The sequence below is a fragment of the Arthrobacter sp. 147(2020) genome, from assembly GCF_013116715.1.
Lineage (GTDB): Bacteria > Actinomycetota > Actinomycetes > Actinomycetales > Micrococcaceae > Arthrobacter_D.
This window is the reverse complement of the sequence record NZ_JABFOM010000012.1, coordinates 1-20,399: the sequence shown is the minus strand read 5'-3', so window position 1 is coordinate 20,399 and position 20,399 is coordinate 1. Positions and strand designations below refer to the sequence as shown.

Genomic DNA, 20,399 nt, shown 5'->3' with positions numbered 1-20,399 from the left:
TCACGTCTTCAACAAGACATAAACGACGCTACTGACCTTTTCTGAATGCGACCAGAACGGCAGCACGGTGGATGGTGTGAACAATCGCCAGAGGTGCCCTGACCTGGACCGCAGCGAAAATCTAGCGGGACCGGTCCGCGGAAGATGCCGGCACACCATCCACCTCAGGGTCGTCATCCCGGTCCTGCGGGTGGGCGGTGATGACCGGTTCGCCGTCGACCACTGAGCGGTCGTCCTTGCTGTCGTCACCGCGGGTCTTGAGGAGACTAGCGACGGTTGCTACAAAGATGGTGGCGCCGATGAAGAGCAACGAGAACCAGATGGGGATCTCAGGCACCCAGAGCAGCGGCTCTCCACCGTTGATGAAGGGAAGTTCGTTGACGTGCAGTGCGTGGAAGACCAGTTTCACCCCGATGAAGCCGAGGATGACGGCTAGACCCTGCGCGAGGTACACCAAACGCTCCAGCAGCCCCCCGATGAGGAAGAACAGCTGACGCAGACCCATCAACGCGAACGCGTTGGCGGTGAAGACGATGTAGGCCTCGTTGGTGAGACCGTAGATCGCGGGAATCGAGTCGACGGCGAAGATCAGGTCCACGAAGCCGATCGCGATGATGGTCAACAGCATGGGCGTGATGTAGCGCTTCCCACCCTTTTTCACGGTGAGCTTGTCCTGGTGGTATTCATCGGTGACGGGTAGGACTCGGCGTACCAGGGTCATGAACTTGCCGTTTGCCGGGTTGGATTCGTGACTGCCAAACGCCTGCCGGTAGGCCAGGACGAGCAGCAGGGCGCCGAAGATGTAGAAGACCCAGGAGAAGTTCTCGATCAGGGCGGCACCGATGGCGATGAACCCGCCGCGCAGGATCAGGGCGATGATGATGCCGATCATCAGCACTTTTTGCTGGTACTTCTTCGGGACCGCGAAGCCGGTCATCACGATGAGGAAGACGAACAGGTTGTCGATCGACAGTGCCTTCTCGGTGAGGTAGCCGGCGAAGTACTCGCCACCGAATGTCCATCCCGACACCGTGCCGATTCCCACGCCGAACAGCAGTGCGAGGCCGATATAGAACGCTGACCAGCGCGCTGATTCGCCGATAGTCGGCTCGTGGGGTTTGCGTACGTGGGCAAAGAACTCATAGACAAAGAACAGAATCGTCACGGCAATCGTGATGAGCCAGATCATGGGTGAGATCTGCATGAAGGTACTCCAAAGGGTAGGCGTTGGACAGCTACGCCAAGGTCTCCTCCGCCCCGGACGTTGCCGGAACCAATGACCCGAGATGCTTCAGTGCATCCGTATTGACGGGCCGATCACAGACGGGAGTACTCCCCTTGATATAAAAATCCTAACCCACCCCAACCTGTCCTTCCAACCGGCATCAGGAACACAGTCCCCGATCGGTAGGTTCGACCGGGTGTTTGATGGCCGGTTCTAACAGCTTGGCTCCAGAAGCCAGGCGATGGCTTCTGCCTCGTCGGTGAAAAACCGGGTGGGAGTTGCCGAGGTGTAAGCGAAAGCGGTCATGACCATGCTCACCCGATCCATCCCCAGCACCGCTGTCTTCGTGGAACACGTGTCGTCGATCAGCAGCTCCCGGGCTTCGCGAGTGATCCGTTCAACTGAGCCGATGTGAACCAGGAGGGGCCGTTTCCCAGCACCAGAAACCGCGTCAACAGCCCCAATGGTCTCGCGCACATCGCTGCCGGTCATGGTTACCCCCGGAGCCCACCTGATCCTGTTGAAACCCGGTTCGCTACTCATCGCGAACTTCCTGGCAACCGATCCCTCATTCATGTCCACATCGTCCATGTCCACAGCATTACACAGAGCCCCGACACAATCGGGACCGGGAAGAGGGGTCCGCGTGGGTACTAAACCGAGGATCCGTTCGGCCAGCGCAGCAGCGCCGCAATCCGGTGCGGGTCCAGCGCCCCCGGCGGAAACAGGACCACATTGGCATCGGTAAGCGCCGCCGCCCGAAGCAGGGCGGAGGGTGCGGTGATCGTCCCGATCAGACGGGCACCCGCGGTCTCGTTCGTCGACGCTGAAAGCCACGGTTCGGCCGCAAGCGCCAGAAGGCGCTGCTCGTCCCATGCCGCCCGCTCCAACAACAGCGTTTCCACCTGGGCGCGCTGCAGGGCGTGCACCACCGCGCCGAGGCCCACCGCGGACTCCGGATGGTCACGGCCCAGCTGGCTCTCCAGCTTCTCCAGCAGCCGCTGCTGCTCAGCCTCGATGCTGGCCGCCACGCGTTCGGCGACCTGCCGCGCAAACGCGTCACGGTCCGCCCCGTCCGTGCGGGTATGACTTTCGATGACCGACAGGATGGCCTTGCTGGCCTCTGACAGTTGGTCGGCGACCAGATTCCTTGCTCGGATATCCCCGGCGATGATCAACAGCCTGGCCCGGCAACTGCGGACCACCCGGTCAATTTCCCCCGCCAGTTCCGCAGCGTTCGCCCGCCAGATGTTCTCTGTCCGGTGAAGGTAGCCGCCCTGCGATGCCCCGCCACCCGGAATTTTCTTAAGGTTCTCCGTGGAACCTTCCACCTCGGTGCTCACATCGTCCGCCATGTGGGCGTGATGCAGGTGGATGACTCCGCCGTCGCGCCCCGCCTCCGCCACCACGTAGGCGAATGCCTCCGGACGGTGATGCACCAGTGGCACCAGGTTGGGGACCGGGCCGACGTCGATCACCTGCGGCATCACCAGCCGCCCGGGGAGGAACTCGTCAAACTCAACCTCACCGTCATTGACCAGAAGGAACCGCGCAACCGGGTCCGGCAATCCCTTCGCCGACCGAGTCAGGGCCACCCGGACCGCCTTCAGGTCCGTCTTGTCCGCACCCGCCCGGTACAGCGCGCCCGCGATCAGTTCGGGGCGGGCGTCGTCGGCATGCAATGAATCTCCAGCACCCGTGCTGGCATCGGTATAGACGGTGACCCACGGTCCCGGCCGCTTATACAGGCCGGCATGCGAGTGCAGTGCGCTACTCATGTCATCTCCCCCACCGTCCGACACCCGCAACAACGGCGCCGCAGCGCCTTGGCTCGTTCTCCTGCGGTGTCCCGCTCATTCATGGCGGGCCTCCTGGTTCCTTGAGGTGATCGACTTTCGTCGGCCCGGAAATGTAGGGTTGCATTCGGTCTACCACTCTTCGACCCTGATGAACAGACCCATAAGATGCGAATCAAATCGACAGCTCCGCACAGGTTCGACGACAGGCAGGACGCCGGCCGCCAGCTCTCCCGTGAGCTGCACACACTGGGCGGAATCCCGGACCTCCTGGTGCTGGGCCTCCCGCGCGGCGGGGTGCCCGTCGCCGCGGAAATCTGCCGGGTGTTGCGGTGCCCGCTCGACGTCGTCCTGGTCCGCAAGGTGGGGGTGCCCGGATTCGCTGAACTCGCGATGGGCGCCGTGGCGGTCACTGGCGGCAACCGCAGCACCGTCCGGAACGAGCGGGTACTGGCCGGTTTGACGGGTGACGGGACGGCCATCTTCGAGGCGGCCGCAGCCCGCGAGTGGATCGAGGTGGCGCGTCGCGACCTGCTGTACCGGGAGGGACGGCTTCCCCCCGCGGTGGAGGGCCAGAAGGTGGTGCTGGTCGACGACGGCGTCGCCACCGGGGCGACCCTGCGTGCGGCCGTCGGGGCCGTTCGGCAGCTCCGTCCCAAGGAGCTAATGGTGGCCGCGCCGGTGTTCCTGGGCCAATCCCTGGCCGACATCCAGACAGTGGCTGACCGGACCTTCTGGCTGTGGAATGCGTCGTCGCTCGGGTCGGTCGGGCAGGCGTACCGGCACTTTGAGCCGGTCCCCGACGAAGAAGTCATCGGACTGTTGCGTGGCGGCCCACGGGAATAGATCGGATCGGCGTTCGGTTGAAATAACTAGATAGCTGGCACGAGCTGGCGCCATCGGCTCAACAAACCCCTGGAGGCCAGCATGCCCACCGCTTGCATCAACACCGAACCCTGCCGCACCGACCCCACTCCCGGCACTGGCAGCCGAATCCGCAGCCTGCGCGCCCTTAAACGGGGAGACCGGATCGAGGCTCGGATGCAGGCAGGTGTGCTCTACCGCGGGCTGGTCGAGGAAACCGCACCCGGACTCGGCACCGTCTGGATGCGCGACGAAGCTGTGGACTCGCGGTTGGCACTCAGCCAGGACGACTTCACCTTCTGGACCACCTAGGCACTTCCCACCCCGCCGGGAACAGATTTCGGCCAGAATAAGGGAATGGATTCCTTATTGCCGCGGGAACGGACCGAACCCTCGCCGGGCGCCGTTCACCTGCCCGGATGGCTCAGCCTGGAACAGCAGCGGGAACTGATCGACGCCTGCCGCGGCTGGGCCGTGGGCCCCGTGCCCATGCGTGCCGCACGGATGCCCAATGGCTCGATGATGTCGGTCAAGACCGTGTGTCTGGGCTGGCACTGGCAGCCCTACCGATATACCAAGACCGCCGACGACGCCGGAGGTGGCCAGGTCGCCGAGTTCCCCGATTGGCTGGCCCAGTTGGGGCGTGACGCGGTAGCCGCCGCCTACGGCGACCCCGCCGAGTACGCCCCGGATGCCGCCCTGATCAATTTCTACGACGACGGCGCCGCCATGGGGATGCACCAGGACAAGGATGAGGTGGCCGCCGCACCGGTGGTCTCCCTGAGTATCGGGGACTCCTGCGTCTTCCGTTTCGGGAACACCGAGACCCGGAACAAGCCGTGGACCGACCTCACCCTCGAGTCCGGTGACCTGTTTGTGTTCGGCGGGCCCTCACGCTTCGCCTACCACGGCGTACTTAAGACCTATCCCGGCACGTCGGATCCCGCGCTCGGGCTCAAGGGCCGGCTGAACCTGACCCTGCGCGAAACCGGACTATCGTAACCCGGAAAATGATGTCCCGGACGTCCTAGATCAGCAGTCCCCGGACGTACGCTGCCTGCCCCGCATGCTGCATGCAGTCCTCCACCACGCTGACCAGTCGCACTCGCAGGGTGACGGGCGGGTCCCAGGACGCATCGACAATGCGGTCCAGATCCACCTCACCAAGACCAGCGATGAACTCCAGGGTCCGAGAGTGGACGGCGTCGTAGTACTCCACCAGGAGGTCAGCGGAGACGGGTCTGACTTTCTCCACCTGCGCCGAGATATGCCCGTACCCGGTGTCAGTGGAATCCAGGTCCAGTCCGAACCGCTCCTCCCACCCCTGATTCAGCCACAGTTCCGGGAGGTGGGCGGCGTCGGCGATGTGGTTGTCCTGGACCCGGGTAAGGTGCCAGATCAGCCAGGCGACCGAGTTTCCCTTGCCGCTGCCGGTGGCGGTGGCGGTGGGACGGACCACTAACTGGTCAGTATCCAGACCGCTGACTGCTCGGCGGATGGCATCCGGCATCCTTCCGAACGCCTCCTCGAGGATCTCGATTGAACTCATGGTTCCTGCCTCCTTTGTGTGTGTTGTCCGGGTCGATCCAGACTATAAGCCAGCCTCGCGGTAGAAGCCTTCGATGTGAGCGGCGATCAGGACGGCCGGGTCGCCGCCGTCGCCGCCGATCGCCCGGTGGATGGCCCGGTGTTCGGCACGGAGACGCTCGGCAGTGGTATTCCAGTCCGGGAGTCGGCTGGTGAGTTGCTGAGTGTAGGTCTCGATCGACCCGCGAAGCGAGGACATCATCGCGCCGATCAGCACGTTTCCGGCAGCCTCGGCGAGCGCCACGTGGAAGAGCGCGTCGAGGCGCAGGAACTCGGCGGTCGCCAGGCCCGGAGCGTCCATGTCATCAAGCAGCGCCGCAGCGGTTTCCATTGACGGGGCTGTGGTGCTGGCGTGGCCAGCGGCCCACGTCTCAAGCAAGAGCCGGGTCTGGACAATGTCCTCGACCGGGAGATGCGAGCTGGCGACGTGGAAGCGCAGGGCCGAGCCGAGGGCCACGGCAGGATTCGCGGTGATCACCGTGCCCGCGCCCGGACCGGACCCCACCCCCGCGCGGACCACCCCCATCGCCTCAAGGACGCGGATGCCTTCCCTCGCCGAGGCGCGGGAGACATTCAACTGCTCGGCCACGGCCCGCTCGCCGGGGAGGCGCTGCCCCACGGCCAGGCGGCCGGCGGCCAGCTCCGCTTCGATCCACGATAGGACCAGCTCATGGTTCCGCATCCCCCCATCGTAGCCAGTGGTCCGACCACACACGTGGAGGGATCGGAAAACACGGATTCAAGGGTTGCGCGGCCAATCCCGAGGACGGTAGGGTCAACCTCACGCCCTGTGGTCCTACCACACCGGAACGAAGCGAGGTCAGCATGCCGTCCCAGATTCCTCCAGCACTCAAGCGACGTATCCCGAAGGTCGGTGACCTGGCGCCCCTCATGCAATTCAGGAAGCCGGAACTGGGCTCCGCCGCGCGGCTGAGGCGGGCCAGCACCATCTGGGACCTGCGCGATCAGGCGAAGCGGCGCACCCCCACCGCACCTTTCGACTACACGGATGGCGCAGCCGAAGCCGAGATCACGCTGCGCCGGGCCCGCGGCGCCTTCCTGGACCTGGAGTTCCGTCCGGGAATCCTCCGCAACGTCGAGACCGTCGACTCCTCCGTATCGGTGCTGGGCCAGCAATCCTCCCAGCCGTTCGGGATTGCCCCCACCGGGTTCACCCGGATGATGCAGTCGGAGGGCGAGTACGCCGGGTCACAGGCGGCCGAGGCGGCGGGGATTCCCTACACGCTGTCCACGATGGGCACCGCGTCGATCGAGGATGTCGCGGCGGCCGCCCCCAACGGGCGGAACTGGTTCCAGCTCTATCTCTGGACCGACCGGGACCGGTCGATGGAGCTCATCGACCGGGCGGCCAAGGCGGGCAACGACACCCTGATGGTCACTGTCGACACCGCCGTCGCCGGGTCGCGGCTGCGGGATGTACGCAACGGCCTCACCATCCCGCCAGCGCTGACCGCTAAAACCGTCCTGGACGCGTCCTACCGTCCGGCCTGGTGGTTCAACTTCCTGACGCACGAGCCGCTGGCCTTCGCCTCGCTGTCCCGGTACTCCGGCACGGTGGCCGACCTGATCAATTCCATGTTCGACCCCACCCTGACCTACGAGGACCTTGATTGGCTCCGGGATGTCTGGAAGGGCAACTTAGTGGTGAAGGGCATCCAGACGGTCGACGATGCCAAGAAGGCCGTCGACCACGGGGTGGACGGGCTGGTGCTGTCCAACCATGGCGGCCGGCAACTCGACCGCGCCCCGATTCCCCTGCACCTGGTTCCTGACGTTGCTGCGGCGTTGAAGGGCAAGACCACCATCATGCTGGACACCGGGATCATGAGCGGAGGCGACATCGTGGCGGCCCTGGCTCTCGGCGCAGATTTCACCCTGATTGGACGGGCCTACCTGTATGGGCTGATGGCCGGCGGGCGGGCGGGCGTGGACCGGACCATCGAGATTCTCAGCAAGGAGACCGCCCGGACCATGCAACTCCTGGGCGTGAACCGGGTGGAGGACCTGAACCCTGACCACGTCCGGCTGCTCTAGCAGCACGGCCTGATCAGTCTCCCCGTAGTGCGCGGCGGGCCTCGGCCTGCCTGTTTTTCCCCTCTTCCACCAGGGCGTCGCTGTCCCTCGCATTGCCGCTCACCTCGGTGGCCGCACCCTTGATCTCCTCTGCGACGATCTCCAGGACTTCCTTCGGATCGACTTCCGTCCCCTCTTCCGGGAGTTCAGCGATCCGGGCGATGCGGCCGTCGTCGGACACTGACCCACGGCTGGCGTGATCGACGCAGAGACGCGCCACTTCCCGGGCGTGGGCATGCATGACTGAGTGCGCCGCACCCTCCACCTCGAACGCGCTCGACGTCGGGAGCCGGGCGGATAGGGCCTCGATCCACTCCGGCGGGCAGACGTCGTCGTGCTGCCCGCGGATCAGGAGCGTGTCGGCCTGAATCTTGGCCGCCGCATCCTCGATCCGGTAGGTCAACATGTTGGGCAGCACCCGGAAGAACCAGTTGAAGCCGCAGAACAGGTAGGCGGTCACCGCCAGCACTTTCACGCGGAACGGTTCACGCCAACTGGACGTGGCGAAACGCCAGGCCTGGGCCAGCAGGGTCCGGTGCTGGGCGTCGACCACCGGGCTGATCAGGACGATGGTGCTTAGTTCGGGTCGCCGGGAAGCCAGATCAGCGACCACCTGGGTTCCCATCGAGTGGCCGACCACTATCGGATCGGGAGCATCGAGTGAGTCGATGACGTCGCCGAGAAGATCGGCATACTCACTCATCGATAGGCCGCTCCCGTTGTGGGGCACGCCGCCGAAACCCGGCAGATCCAGCGCATACACGGGCCCATACTGCTCCAGATGGGGCGCGAGTTGCTCAAAATTGTGGGAAGACACCCCGATGCCGCAGACCAGGACGAACGGGCGGTCCCCGCGGTTGCCGACAGAGCTAACCCGGGTCCAAAGATTCCCGCTATACACACGATCGACGCGAATTCTTTTCGCTTTATTTCTGGCCACGTTCTATTGTCAACCACAAAACTTGCGGACGCCCGATTTGGGTCTAGTATCAATCTTGAATCCGTCCTTTGAAGCGGATTTCAATCACGCTTGGGGACAACCGAATGGAGCAGGCGGATGCATTATCCGTTGCAGTACCGCCGTGCCCGCGCGCTGGTCTACGCGGTCCTCGTGTTCTGGCTATGGGCCTGGCTGGGTAGCGGCTATTTCATCACCAGCCTGTTCGGGTCGCCCGTTTACGCCCTCCTGGCCCTGTACGCGCTGGCCGTTGCGATCCTTGTCTCCTTCCCGATTTTCCTGCTCGCCGCCACCCGGATGCTGCTTAACCGCCCACGCCGAACCACCGGCGTCGTCACCTCCCTGCGCACCAAACGGACCTCATCTCTGCCACCCTCTCCCCAGTCCGGATCCTGGATTTCAGACAAAGCGTCCTGACCGAGGGAAAACCTGCGGGAATCCTTCGGGTATTTCGGAAAGGCTATGAGAAATTAGGCGGTGCCCGCCAGACACACAAATCTATGCTTTTGAGGTGACCTTTAGAGGTTCGGTACCCATCGGTGCCGAACCTTGTTTTGTGTAGGACCTCCCGGGATCTGCCGCAAAGCGGTCGAGTCTCTCGCCCCGGTTGAGTAAGGGAATAAACATATGCGCGTCTTCACGCGATCCGCGGCGGCCCTCACCGGCCTGATTCTGCTGGCATCGAGTTTTACCACCATGACGGCCGCACCAGCGGTCGCGGCACCGGTCTCCCCGGAAGACAAAGCGATTGTTGAACCGGCCGACGGTACACCGCGCTCCATTCACACGTACGAACCCGGCTACGACTTCGAAACCGGTGGGCACCCAGAGGAAAAGCTCGGCCAGGAAGTACTGGGTGAGGGTGGGGCCCAACCCCAGGACGTTCCGGCCAGCCTTGAACCGATGCAGCGCCAGGGCGCCATCAAGGTGAAGCTGGTGACGGTTCAGCTTGCTGACAACTCCAGCCAGATCTCCATGGCCAACGCCGTGAACGCGGTGAACGTTTCCAGCAGTTACTGGAAGTCGATGTCCAACAACCGGCTCTCGATGTCGGTCACCTCCCAGGTCGCGGGACACAAGACGAAGGCGCGCTCCACCTGGTCCTATAACGAGATCATGAACCAGGTCACCAGCGAGCTGCGCTGGACTTACAGCCCTTACTCGGCCCTCGTGGTCTTCATCCCGTCAGCCCTCCCCGGCGGCATCCTCGGGTACGGCTGGAGCAGCAACGGCACCAGCGGCCGCATCCTGATGCCGCAGATGAGCAACTTCACCACCAACGTGGTGACCCACGAATTTGGGCACGTCCTCGGCCTCATGCACGCTGACGCGCTGCAGTGCGGCAGCGGCGCCTCCGACACCGGCGTCACCAACGGCCGGTTCACTGACCCCACCTGCTATATCCGCGAATACGGCGACACGATGGACCTGATGGGCTCGGCCCAGTGGTTCCAGACCCCGGTCATCAGCGCCAGCTTCTGGGACTACGGAAAGTTCGGCCGCGGGGACGAGATCCGCAACACCGGTGTCGCCTCCGGACGCAAAACCTACACGCTGAGGCCCTGGGCAGGAACAGCCGCCAACCGGGCAATCAAGTTCACCGACCCGAAGAGCCGCGAGGTGTACTACCTCGAACACCGGGCCCCGGTCGGCTACGACAAGGCGCTGGCCGTCAACGGCAATTTCGGGGTCAAGATCACCCAGCTCGGGGGGTCCGCAGCGAACGCCTCGCTCATCCTGATGCCCTCCACCAAACCGTTCGCCGGGTACTACGCGGCCAACCACTCCTGGAAGGCGGGCAGCACCTTCGTCACCGCCGCCGGCACCCGGGTGACCATCAACTCCGTGTCCACCACGGCCGCCACCGTGACCGTTGAGGTGGGTGGGCCCTTCTGGGACATCGGAACGTCGGGCTTCCGCGGCGAGATCGAGTGGCTCTACTCCAAGGGCCTGACCACCGGGTACACCGATGGCACCTACCGCCCCCTGGCGACCATGAACCGCGACGCAATGGCGGCGTTCATCTATCGGCACGCCGGTAGCCCCCGCTACACTCCCCCCACACGCAGCCCGTTCAAGGACGTGCCGACCAACAGCCAGTACTACAAGGAGATCGCCTGGATGGAGTCCGTGGGACTCGCGACCGGATGGGATGACGGCACCTACCGGCCGTTGACCTCCATCAACCGCGACGCCATGGCCGCATTCTTGTACCGGTACACCGCTGACGCCTGCAACCTGGGCGGAGCGGCCGGATTCACTGCCCCCACTACCTCGCCTTTCAGGGATGTGCCCCGCGGCGCTGAGTTCTACAAGGAGATCTCCTGGATGAAGCATTCCGGGGTGTCCACCGGATACGGTGACAAAACCTTCCGCCCCCTGGAAGGCATCACCCGCGAAGCAATGGCCGCATTCGTGTACCGCGTCGACGGTGTGCAGAAGCAGCTGGGCGGCTGCAAGCTCTGACACGTTGAATTGAAGTACTCCGCAAGGGCGGCAGGGTCACCTGCCGCCCTTGTGGGTTTAACGCTTCCAGGCATCCTGGTGGAACAGTGCAGGTCACCGGCCGCCCGGAATACGGCGTGGTAGCGTACCTTCCAGTAAGGTAAATAGGTGGACTTCTCCCTCGACCTATCGGCAGGACGCGTCTATTCCTGCCCGATGACCCCGCAGCCGACGCTGCAGTCATCCGAGCGAACCACCACTTCCGATCTAGCGGCAGTCTCCCGCTATCGGGCAAGCGGCTTGGTTGCCGGCGCCCATGAGAGACGACAGATTTCGGCCGGTCACGGCCACCCTGCGGCAACCCGCAGCTCGCACACCCCATTGAAAACGAGTTAATACAGTGAATAACAAGACCACCCTGAAAACCCCTCCTACCCTCGCGCGGGGCGCGATGCGCATTGTCGCCCTCGGCGGGCTTGGTGAGATCGGTCGGAACATGACCGTGTTCGAGTTCAACGGGAAACTTCTCATTGTCGACTGCGGCGTCCTCTTCCCCGAAGAGGTCCACCCGGGCGTGAACCTGATCCTCCCCGACTTCTCGGCTATCCGGGACCGCCTGCAGGACATCGTCGGCGTCGTGCTGACCCACGGCCACGAGGACCACATTGGCGGTATTCCCTACCTCCTGAAGGAACGGGCCGACATCCCCCTGATCGGTTCCCGCCTGACGCTCGCCTTCATCAAGGCGAAGCTCAAGGAACACCGCATCACTCCGAAGACCATCCAGGTTGAGGAAGGCGCCCGGAAACCGATGGGCCCCTTTGACCTGGAGTTCCTCGCCGTCAACCACTCCATCCCCGATAGCCTCGCCGTCGCAATCCGGACCAGCGCCGGAATGGTGCTGCACACGGGCGACTTCAAGATGGACCAGTTCCCCCTTGACCGCCGTATTACTGACTTGGTGGGGTTCGCCCGGCTGGGTACCGAGGGCGTTGACCTGTTCCTCACCGACTCCACCAACGCCGACGTCCCCGGCTTCACCACCTCGGAGAAGGACCTGTTGCCGGCTATCGATACGGTTTTCCGTACCGCCCCGCGCCGGATCATCGTGTCCAGCTTCGCCAGCCACATCCACCGGATTCAGCAGGTCATCGATACGGCGCACCGCCACCACCGCAAGGTGGCCTTCGTGGGCCGTTCGATGGTCCGCAATATGACCATTGCCCGGGAACTGGGCTATCTGACCATTCCCCGCGGCATCCTCGTGGACTTCAAGAAACTGCAGCAGGCAGACGACCACAAAGTGGTCCTCATCTGCACCGGCTCGCAGGGTGAGCCCCTGGCCGCACTGTCCCGCATGGCAGGTGGCGACCACGCCATCCGCATCGGAGAGGGCGACACGGTTCTGCTGGCCAGCTCACTGATCCCGGGCAACGAGAACGCCATCTACGGTGTCATCAACTCCCTCACCCAGCTGGGCGCCAACGTGGTCCACAAGGGCAACGCGAAGGTGCACGTCTCGGGTCACGCGAGTGCCGGCGAGCTGGCTTACTGCTACAACATCGTCAAGCCACGCAACGTGATGCCGGTGCACGGAGAATGGCGCCACCTTAAGGCCAACGAGGCCATCGCCGTCGCTACCGGCGTCGACCCCAAGAATGTGATCCTGGCCGAAGACGGCACCACCATTGACCTGATCAACGGCAAGGCAACCATATCGGGCAAGATCGCTGCCGGGCTGGTCTTCGTCGACGGCGACAGCGTGGGCCACACCACCGAGGACACCCTTGAGGAACGGCGCCAGCTCGCCGAGGAGGGCGCGATCACTGTGCTCGCCATCATCGATGCGAAGACCGGCGAAATGGCCGAGCCACTCGAGTTCTTCACGAAGGGCTTCGAGTGCACCCAGGAGGACCTGGACAAGGCGTCGGACGCGATCGAGAAGTCGCTGGCCAACCCGGGCGGTCGCCGCGGCGGCGGCAACAACGATCCCGAAGAGGTCATCGAGCGGGCTACCGCGTCCTGGATGCGCCGGTTCTACAACCGGACGCCAGTGGTAACAGCGATCGTCGTCGACGCCTAAGTAGCGCCTACTTCGGCATAACCGAGACCCATCAGCTTCAATCCGTTTCAGGATGGAGGCTGGTGGGTTTTTCGCTGTCCCCCGGTGCGGTCTATCGCTCAGCCGCAGAACCCTGGGTCTCGGCGAGGGAGCGTTCCAGCAGTTCGCGGAGCGCGCTGCGGTCCACCCCGGTCAATCGTGTGAGATAGAGGCACGCCTTGCTCGCACGGTACTTCCCGACGCGGGCCAAGAGATCAGGCCAACGCACCGAGAAATCACTGACGAGGTAAATCGTGTGCTTGGTAGGACCAGGCGCGAAGGCCAGCAGAGGAGCCCGGCCACCGTGCCCGCTCTCGTAGCGGTACTCGTGCTCTCCGAACCCGATGATCCGCCCGGCCCAGACGACCGGTTGCTCGCCGCTGATCTCCCCCATGATGGTGAGCAGTTCATCAGCCTCGGCACAACAGGGGCCAGTGGCACGGTCGAGTACCTCCGCGACTGGCTGGTCGGACGGTGACATTACGGGAGGTTTCGCTGCCATGGGTCTCCTCTGGATCTGGCCGGATAACCCAGCGTACTCGTAGAGCAGTCACCAACCCCATCAAACGGCAAGCCGACAAGTGCCCCAGACAACTCGACCAACACGGATGTGACGAGATCTCGATGCGGCCCCTGGTTCTGGTCCACCTGTCCACGGACGACCCCTGACGAAGAAAGCGTTTTCTGAGTAAATGAAACGATACAACTACGCAGACCGGCTCAATGAGGAGATCGCCATGAAGAAGCCAACCCGCCGCAATCTGACTATTGTCAGCGCAGCCGCAGCCCTGATGCTGGGCATCTCAGCCTGCGGCGGTAGCTCCGGGGACGAGGAAGGTGGCGACGTCGAGCTCAGGTTTTCCTGGTGGGGAAGCACCGAACGCGCGGAAATCACGCAACAGGCAATTGATCTCTTCGAAGAGCAAAACCCCGGAATCACCGTCCGTCCCGAGTACACGGACTTCGATGCGTACTTCGACAGGCTGGCCACAACCGTCGCTGGAAGGGATGCGCCGGACGTCATCACCCTGGGAGGGGCCTATCCGCGGGAATACGGGGATAGGGGCGCGCTTCTCGACCTCGATGAAGTCTCAGAAACCCTGATCTCAGCAACCTTCCTGACTCGGCACTCGGTAGCGGAGAGTTCAGCGGAACGCAGTATGGCGTCCCCACCGGAGTCAACACCTACGCCATCCTGGCGAACCCTCGAGTGTTCGAAGAAGCGGGCGTCGAGATGCCCGACGACGAAACCTGGAGCTGGGAGGACTACGTTGACCTCGCGGAAGCCATCGGAGAAAACAGCGAGGAAGGCGTCTACGGTACCGCCGATCCGACTGCCGCCGACACACTGGACCTGCACTCGCGCCAATTGGGTGAGTCCCTCTATACCGAAGAGGGAGGGTTGAACATCAGCACTGACACGTTGGAATCGTGGTGGGAGATGACCACCAGCCTCAGCGAGTCCGGCGCTGCTCCCGAAGCGTCGATCACCACCGAACTGGCAGGCCAGGCCGCGCCTGAACAGAGTCTGATGGGTCGGGGCCTGGCAGGTATGCAGTTCGCCTGGAGCAACCAGTATGCCGCGTATCAGACTGCCGCCGGTGAGCCCCTGGAACTCCTGCGCGCACCCGGGGAATCCCAGCAGGAGCCGGGAATGTGGCTGCAGGCTTCGCAGATTTACTCCATCAGCGCGCAGTCTGAGCACCCAGTTGAGGCGGCAAAACTGGTGGACTTCCTCGTCAACGATCCGAGCGCATCAGAAATCGTCAAAACGGACCGCGGAGTTCCTGCCAACCCCGATGTCTTGGAAGCAATTCAGCCTGAACTCAGCGAAACCCAGCAAGTCGAGACCCAGTTCGTGGGCCGGATGGGTGAGCTGGCCGGGGATCCCCTGGTGGTCGGCCCGCTCGGCTCCACTGAGACTCCCCTCACCTTGGACCGGTTGAATTCAGAGGTGCTGTTTGACAGGCTCACTCCCGCCGAAGCGGCCAGCCAGTTTGTCGAGCAGGTAAACGCCGCGATCGGCCAGTAGGAGCACATCGCCCCGGTGCCCCGTCAAAGCGACGGGGCGCCACCTTGAAAGGAACCATGCTGCAGCTGCAGGAAATTCAGATCCGCGACCCGTACATACTGCCCGTCCCCGAGGAAGGCAAGTACTACCTCTTTGGCAGCACAGACACCAATATCTGGTCTGGGCCGGGAACCGGATTCGACTGCTACACAAGCAACGACCTCGAGTCCTGGGAAGGTTCTTTGCCAGCTTTCCGTCCTTCCAATGGGTTTTGGGGCACTACAGAATTTTGGGCACCCGAAGTCCACGAGCATGACGGCAGGTATTTCATGTTTGCAACCTTCCACGGCGAAGGCACATTTCGAGGAACACAGATCCTTGCAGCGGACAAGCCGGAGGGCCCCTATGAACCCTGGTCGGAGGGACCAGTGACTCCTTCCAACTGGCAGTGCCTCGACGGAACGCTCCACATTGACGGCGAGGGTTCCGCGTGGGTCGTGTTCTGTCAGGAGTGGACGCAAATCCACGACGGCGCAATCTATGCCAGGAAGCTGACACCGGATCTGCGTTCAGCGGCTGGCCGCCCCATCTTTCTCTTCAACGCCTCGGAGGCGCCCTGGGCGAGGCAACTGAAGCGGAACGAACCGTTGAAGTTCCCGGTATTTGTCACCGACGGCCCGTTCCTGCATCGCACCGGGGCCGGAACACTCCTGATGCTGTGGTCAAGCATCGGCACGAACGGCTACGCGATGGGAATAGCCCGCTCTGAATCGGGAACCGTCTTGGGTCCGTGGACGCAGGACGAGGATCCTATCTGGGGGCATGATGGCGGACACGGGATGATCTTTCGGTCATTCGATGGCCACCTGTACCTTGCGCTTCACCAGCCAAACCACACTCCGGATGAACGCGCCGTCCTTCGCCCGCTCGCCGTGAACGGCGATGCCCTCTCCTTGGAGGCTGCATCATGATCGACCGTCAGGAACTGGTCCGCCGCCACAACGTGGTGCAGACGTCCGTGGACCCCCGGAGTCCCGTGTCGGTGGGAAACGGTGAATTTGCGTTCACCGTGGACCTCACCGGGCTACAAAGCTTTCCGGATGAGTACCCAGTTGGAGCGCGCTCCGCCCTCCCCAGCGGCACCCTGTTGGGTACACAGGCTCAGTGGGGTTGGCACGCCACCCCCACACCCGAAGAGCACAGTCTGCTGGATTCGGCCGTTACCTACGAATCACCTCGCGGGCCAGTGCCGTACATCGACATGAGCGGGTCGATCTCTGGCGACACCGAGAACAGCGTTCCGGAGCGCGAGCTGTGGTTGCGTTCCAACCCGCACCGACTGGATCTCGGGCGATTGGGCTTCGCGGTTGCGGACTCCGCGGGCGTTAGTGCCCTGCGCAGCACTGACATTTCGAATCCGACGCAGACCCTCGATCTCTGGACCGGCGTCGTCACCAGCACCTTCACTCTTGGTGCTGACGCCGTTCAGGTAACCACGTCCTGCCATCCACACCGCGACCAGCTGGGGATCCAGGTGGCCTCGGCAGCGCTAGCCAAGGGTCTTGGGCTCTCACTGTCGTTCCCTTACGGCTCGGAGGCATGGCACAACGCCGCAGACTGGAACTCGCCACAGGCACATCGCACCACTGTGGAACAGAACGACGACGGCTGGCGGGTTCGCCGATCGCTCGATGGGTCCGCGTACGAGGTGCAGATTACGGGTGCGCAGCTTGAGATCGAACAGCTCGGACCCCATGAACTGTGGCTGACCACCAAGGACGCGGCTATGGACGTGACCGTCCACTTCCTCAGCACCGGAGCAGGCGAGTGCACAACACGCGGCATCACGGAGCCGGACGCACAGAAAGATGACCTTGGAACAAGCACTGCTGCCGACGTCGTCCTTGCCTCCGCTGACCACTGGCCGCGGTTCTGGAAATCCGGAGGCGCCGTTCAGCTCAACCGCACCCGCGACCGGCGGGCCCACGAGCTTGAGCGCCGCATCGTCCTGTCCCAGTACCTGACTGCCGTCAACTGCGCCGGTTCCATGCCATCGCAGGAAACGGGACTGGTGTGTAACTCGTGGCGTGGCAAGTTCCATTTGGAGATGCACTGGTGGCACAGCGCGCATTTTGCGCTGTGGGGGCGCCCGGAACTGCTGCTGCGGAGTCTTCGCTGGTACCACGGGATTCTCGAAGATGCTCGCGGGACCGCAAAGTGGCAGGGGTACGACGGCGCCCGCTGGCCAAAACAGGTCGGTCCCGACGGGCGGGAAACGCCAAGCACTATCGGGACGTTCCTGATCTGGCAGCAGCCGCATCCCATTTACCTTGCTGAACTGATTTACCGAGCCGCCCCGTCGCGCGAAATCCTTGAAGAATTCTCAGACATCATCTACGAAACGGCTCAATTCATGGTGAGCTTTGCGCATCGAACGGATAAAGGCTTTGAGCTCGGTCCGCCCCTTGTGCCCGCGCAGGAAAGCTACGGCTCAACGCGCAGCCGAACGTCGAATCCCACGTTTGAACTCGCATACTGGCAGTGGGCACTTCGGACCGCCTCCGCCTGGCGCGAGCGCCTGGGCCTCGACCCGATGCCGGAATGGGATGAGGTCGCCACCGGCATGGTCGCACCGCATGTGGCGGACGGCGTGTACAGCGCGATCGATGTTGAGCCGTTCACCCTCCGGTCGGACCATCCCTCGATACTGTGCGCACTCGGATTTGTCCCTCAGACGGATCTAATCAACCCAGAGATCATGCGCGCCACTCTGTCCGATGTTCTGGCAGATTGGGACTGGGACAGCACATGGGGCTGGGATTACCCGGTTCTCGCAATGACTGCGGCCCGGCTGGGCCTCCCAGAGACCGCTGTGGAATCCCTTTTGCTCGAAGCCGGCAAGAACACGTTTCTTCCCAACGGCCACAATCGTCAGACAGACTCGCTTCCACTGTATCTTCCGGGCAACGGGGGCCTGTTGGCTGCCGTTGCTCTGATGGCCGGAGGATGGGATGACGGGCCGGTTGGACCCGCGCCCGGATTCCCATCCGACTGGTCAGTGCAGGTGGAAGGACTTGTTCGCTCGGCGTGAGCTGCGGAGCGGTCTTCACCGGTGCCACCAAAGAAACCGGTTCAATGAGTCATGCGCTCCTTGAATGAAGCCCAGATCCGCGGGACAAGTGGAGCTTAGGGGAATCGAACCCCTGACCTTTTCTCAGGGGACGGCCCATTTCGACGCCTGCCAAAACCTCGCAGTGTGCCAAAAATCCGCGGAATCTAGACGATTTTGTCGATTTGCAAAAACCATGACATGTCACCGTATTTCATCGTTTCCGTGTGGTAAACGTGTGGTGAACACCGCCCCCGTCGATGATCCCTACACACGGCCGCGGGCGAGACCAACATCCCAGTCTGCCTCCTGAGAGGCCTTGACCCTCAAGATTCTTTCTACTAATCCCAACCGTGATCTGTCTAGACCTATCAAACTCTTCGTCCGCTCATGACCAGCGGAGAGTCACCGAGGCCGCTTCGTGACTGGAATGGCCTGGCCGGCTACGTCGGTTCCGTTTCGGCTTGTCAGGGTACTGTCCGCCCTTCTCTTGGCAAGTCTCCACTGGGAGCTTTCGCGGCATATCCTCACTCGCAAGCTCCCTCCGGTATTCCACGGTCCCCCAGCTCCAACTTGCCAATTCACTTAGCGTCCAAGTGAATTGGCCCTGCCGAAAGGAACGGCAAAGATGGCAAACGAACGCCAGCAAACAGGTTGACCTCCTCCCCACTTCGGCGCCGGCAGCGGCCCATGGCAACCGGCACACTACGCAGATCCACGGATGAATCACCGCTGCCGCTGAGAGTGAAGCCGTGGGAATTTTGCGCCAGCACAGCTCACCAATGAGTGCTGACGGGCTATTGAACATCCTGAACTACACCACCTAGACGCGGGACGCGGGCTCGCTGGTGTAGTTCAGGTGCAGGGAACGAACTCAAGTCGTTAGGGGAAGTGTTGCGGTGAGGGGTCGATGCTCCTATGGATCGTCAAGTGGCTTTGATGGGTGCCTTCGTCGCGTGGGTGGGTTGTAGGGCGGCGTAGATTTCGCGGGCGACATAGCGTTTGAGACAGCGGATGATTTCGGGTTTGGAGAGGCCTTGCTGGGTGCGCCGGCCAGCCTAGGCGCGGGTGCGTGCGTCGTAGCGTAGGCGGCCGAGAACGACGATGTAGAGGGCGTTGTTAGCTGCGCGGTCGCCGCAGCGGTTGAGTCGATGACGGTGGGTTCGACCGCTGCTGGCAGGAATAAGAGCGGCTCCGCAAAGGGTATGGAGCGATTGGAGCGGAACACCATTCACAGGTGCTGCCTTGGAAAGAGTCATGATCTTCGAAGCGCTTCCGAGAACCTAACCGCCCGAACTTCACCACCTTGGACTACCACCGACGAACTTGTCCCGTAGACCGATGCGGTATCGCCCGATAGGCGCGAATGGCCGCGGTGGCCTCCCTGTCCGTAGGTTGAGGGCTACACCCGGTTCAGCGGCGGCCGAAATACATGCCGAATCCGAGCCTCCAACGCGGCAGCGTCACGCTCAGTACGCGCTCGGAGCCAGGAAACATCACAGCCCAGCAACCAACTCCGAATCGCTGTCGCCTGACCAGTCGTCACCTTCTGCCGGGTCGGATTGCCCGTGACATTGGGCGGGATCTGAAACAGCAGCTCACATACATTCCGGCGCAACGAAGATCCCGCAAGGCTCACACCTCCGCCAAGGTGTGCCGAAAGCCGCTTCTGCAGACTCGTCGCCGTACCGACATACTGCGGAACCCCACCACGCGACCACAGGTAAACCCCCGGCTCATTCGGCAGATCCGCGCGGGTCAAACCACTTGCAGCACGTCTCGGCACCGCAAGGAGCCGACTCCAATCCTTACCCGCAGGCTCAGCGGAGTCGAGCGTCATCGACGAAGTCGCCCTATCAATGGAATCGAGGATGACGTCCATCTCGAAGTCATCCTCGGCACCGTAGATGTTCAAATCGCTTTGGTCATAGCTATTGGTCACGACACAACAGTATCGCCAACTAAATAGCAGATACGAGCGGGAGAGTCAGGCTGACCCTTCCTGCGCAGCGGGCCCGATAGACGGTCCCCCACCGCGACTTATCCGCCCTTCGAAATCCCACATGGAAACTGGTCACGCTGATTCGCGTGTACCCCGCCCGAGAAATTGTCTCGCTTAGATAGCCCTGTCGGTGACGGTCGAAAATTGAGCCGTTGTGACGGTTGAAAACTGAGCCACCTGTTCCGAACGATTGGATGGGTGATTACT

Annotated in this window: 17 protein-coding genes and 2 pseudogenes; 10 read left to right on the top strand and 9 right to left on the bottom strand. The window is 62.9% G+C overall.

Annotation, left to right across the window (positions count from 1 at the left end; all coding sequences use genetic code 11):
- Positions 1–121: 121 nt before the first annotated feature.
- From HMI58_RS09825 to HMI58_RS09815, 3 genes are all read right to left on the bottom strand, one after another.
- Positions 122–1,204, bottom strand: a complete 1,083-nt coding sequence (locus HMI58_RS09825) for a TerC family protein (RefSeq protein ID WP_171619396.1) — start codon at positions 1,202–1,204, stop codon at positions 122–124.
- 234 nt (positions 1,205–1,438) lie between these two features.
- On the bottom strand, positions 1,439–1,768 hold the full coding sequence (locus HMI58_RS09820) for a hypothetical protein (protein WP_171619394.1): 330 nt from the start codon (positions 1,766–1,768) through the stop codon (positions 1,439–1,441).
- 110 nt (positions 1,769–1,878) lie between these two features.
- Positions 1,879–3,003: a Vms1/Ankzf1 family peptidyl-tRNA hydrolase gene (locus HMI58_RS09815; protein WP_171619392.1), complete on the bottom strand. Its 1,125-nt coding sequence runs from the start codon at positions 3,001–3,003 to the stop codon at positions 1,879–1,881.
- Between the two features lie 186 nt (positions 3,004–3,189).
- Between HMI58_RS09815 and HMI58_RS09810 the strand changes: the two genes are divergently transcribed.
- The 3 genes from HMI58_RS09810 to HMI58_RS09800 all read left to right on the top strand — a co-directional run bounded on the left by HMI58_RS09810 (position 3,190) and on the right by HMI58_RS09800 (position 4,887).
- On the top strand, positions 3,190–3,867 hold the full coding sequence (locus tag HMI58_RS09810; RefSeq protein WP_171619390.1) for a phosphoribosyltransferase family protein: 678 nt from the start codon (positions 3,190–3,192) through the stop codon (positions 3,865–3,867).
- 81 nt (positions 3,868–3,948) lie between these two features.
- Entirely contained in the window at positions 3,949–4,197 is a 249-nt protein-coding gene (locus tag HMI58_RS09805) for a hypothetical protein (protein WP_171619388.1), read from the top strand.
- A 45-nt stretch (positions 4,198–4,242) separates the two neighbouring features.
- Positions 4,243–4,887, top strand: a complete 645-nt coding sequence (locus HMI58_RS09800; RefSeq protein ID WP_171619386.1) for an alpha-ketoglutarate-dependent dioxygenase AlkB — start codon at positions 4,243–4,245, stop codon at positions 4,885–4,887.
- A gap of 25 nt (positions 4,888–4,912) precedes the next feature.
- Here HMI58_RS09800 and HMI58_RS09795 read toward each other — a convergent pair whose 3' ends face one another.
- Together HMI58_RS09795 and HMI58_RS09790 are read right to left on the bottom strand one after the other, a co-directional pair.
- A complete protein-coding gene (locus HMI58_RS09795) occupies positions 4,913–5,434 on the bottom strand; it encodes a DUF664 domain-containing protein (protein ID WP_171619384.1) in 522 nt (173 codons plus the stop codon).
- A 42-nt stretch (positions 5,435–5,476) separates the two neighbouring features.
- On the bottom strand, positions 5,477–6,154 hold the full coding sequence (locus HMI58_RS09790) for an FCD domain-containing protein (RefSeq protein ID WP_171619382.1): 678 nt from the start codon (positions 6,152–6,154) through the stop codon (positions 5,477–5,479).
- 143 nt (positions 6,155–6,297) lie between these two features.
- On the opposite strand from HMI58_RS09790, the gene HMI58_RS09785 reads away from it, so the two are divergent.
- The gene (locus tag HMI58_RS09785) at positions 6,298–7,527 is read left to right on the top strand and encodes an alpha-hydroxy acid oxidase (protein ID WP_171584384.1); all 1,230 of its coding nucleotides are present in this window, start codon (positions 6,298–6,300) and stop codon (positions 7,525–7,527) included.
- Between the two features lie 13 nt (positions 7,528–7,540).
- Here the strand turns inward: HMI58_RS09785 and HMI58_RS09780 are convergent, their stop codons facing one another.
- The gene (locus HMI58_RS09780) at positions 7,541–8,467 is read right to left on the bottom strand and encodes an alpha/beta hydrolase (RefSeq protein WP_345890619.1); all 927 of its coding nucleotides are present in this window, start codon (positions 8,465–8,467) and stop codon (positions 7,541–7,543) included.
- 156 nt (positions 8,468–8,623) lie between these two features.
- Between HMI58_RS09780 and HMI58_RS09775 the strand changes: the two genes are divergently transcribed.
- From HMI58_RS09775 to HMI58_RS09765, 3 genes are all read left to right on the top strand, one after another.
- Positions 8,624–8,941: a hypothetical protein gene (locus HMI58_RS09775; RefSeq protein WP_171584382.1), complete on the top strand. Its 318-nt coding sequence runs from the start codon at positions 8,624–8,626 to the stop codon at positions 8,939–8,941.
- Between the two features lie 210 nt (positions 8,942–9,151).
- Positions 9,152–10,990 carry an S-layer homology domain-containing protein gene (locus tag HMI58_RS09770; protein ID WP_171584381.1) on the top strand — a complete coding sequence of 613 codons (1,839 nt, stop codon included), beginning with the start codon at positions 9,152–9,154 and terminating at the stop codon, positions 10,988–10,990.
- 430 nt (positions 10,991–11,420) lie between these two features.
- A complete protein-coding gene (locus tag HMI58_RS09765) occupies positions 11,421–13,052 on the top strand; it encodes a ribonuclease J (protein ID WP_171584673.1) in 1,632 nt (543 codons plus the stop codon).
- A gap of 91 nt (positions 13,053–13,143) precedes the next feature.
- On the opposite strand, the gene HMI58_RS09760 is transcribed toward HMI58_RS09765, so the two are convergent.
- Positions 13,144–13,572: a DUF1801 domain-containing protein gene (locus HMI58_RS09760; RefSeq protein WP_171619378.1), complete on the bottom strand. Its 429-nt coding sequence runs from the start codon at positions 13,570–13,572 to the stop codon at positions 13,144–13,146.
- A gap of 609 nt (positions 13,573–14,181) precedes the next feature.
- On the opposite strand from HMI58_RS09760, the pseudogene HMI58_RS09755 reads away from it, so the two are divergent.
- The 3 genes and pseudogenes from HMI58_RS09755 to HMI58_RS09745 all read left to right on the top strand — a co-directional run.
- Positions 14,182–15,102, top strand: a pseudogene (locus tag HMI58_RS09755) (ABC transporter substrate-binding protein); the annotation flags it as partial.
- A gap of 56 nt (positions 15,103–15,158) precedes the next feature.
- Complete coding sequence (locus tag HMI58_RS09750; protein ID WP_171619376.1) at positions 15,159–16,052, top strand: glycoside hydrolase family 43 protein; 894 nt, start codon at positions 15,159–15,161, stop codon at positions 16,050–16,052.
- Positions 16,049–18,172: a hypothetical protein gene (locus HMI58_RS09745; RefSeq protein ID WP_171619374.1), complete on the top strand. Its 2,124-nt coding sequence runs from the start codon at positions 16,049–16,051 to the stop codon at positions 18,170–18,172. The genes HMI58_RS09750 and HMI58_RS09745 overlap by 4 nt, the downstream gene beginning before the upstream one ends.
- 944 nt (positions 18,173–19,116) lie before the next feature.
- On the opposite strand, the pseudogene HMI58_RS14685 reads toward HMI58_RS09745, so the two are convergent.
- Positions 19,117–19,392: pseudogene (locus HMI58_RS14685) on the bottom strand (transposase); the annotation flags it as partial.
- A 200-nt stretch (positions 19,393–19,592) separates the two neighbouring features.
- Positions 19,593–20,132: a GIY-YIG nuclease family protein gene (locus tag HMI58_RS09735; RefSeq protein ID WP_171619372.1), complete on the bottom strand. Its 540-nt coding sequence runs from the start codon at positions 20,130–20,132 to the stop codon at positions 19,593–19,595.
- Positions 20,133–20,399: the final 267 nt, after the last annotated feature.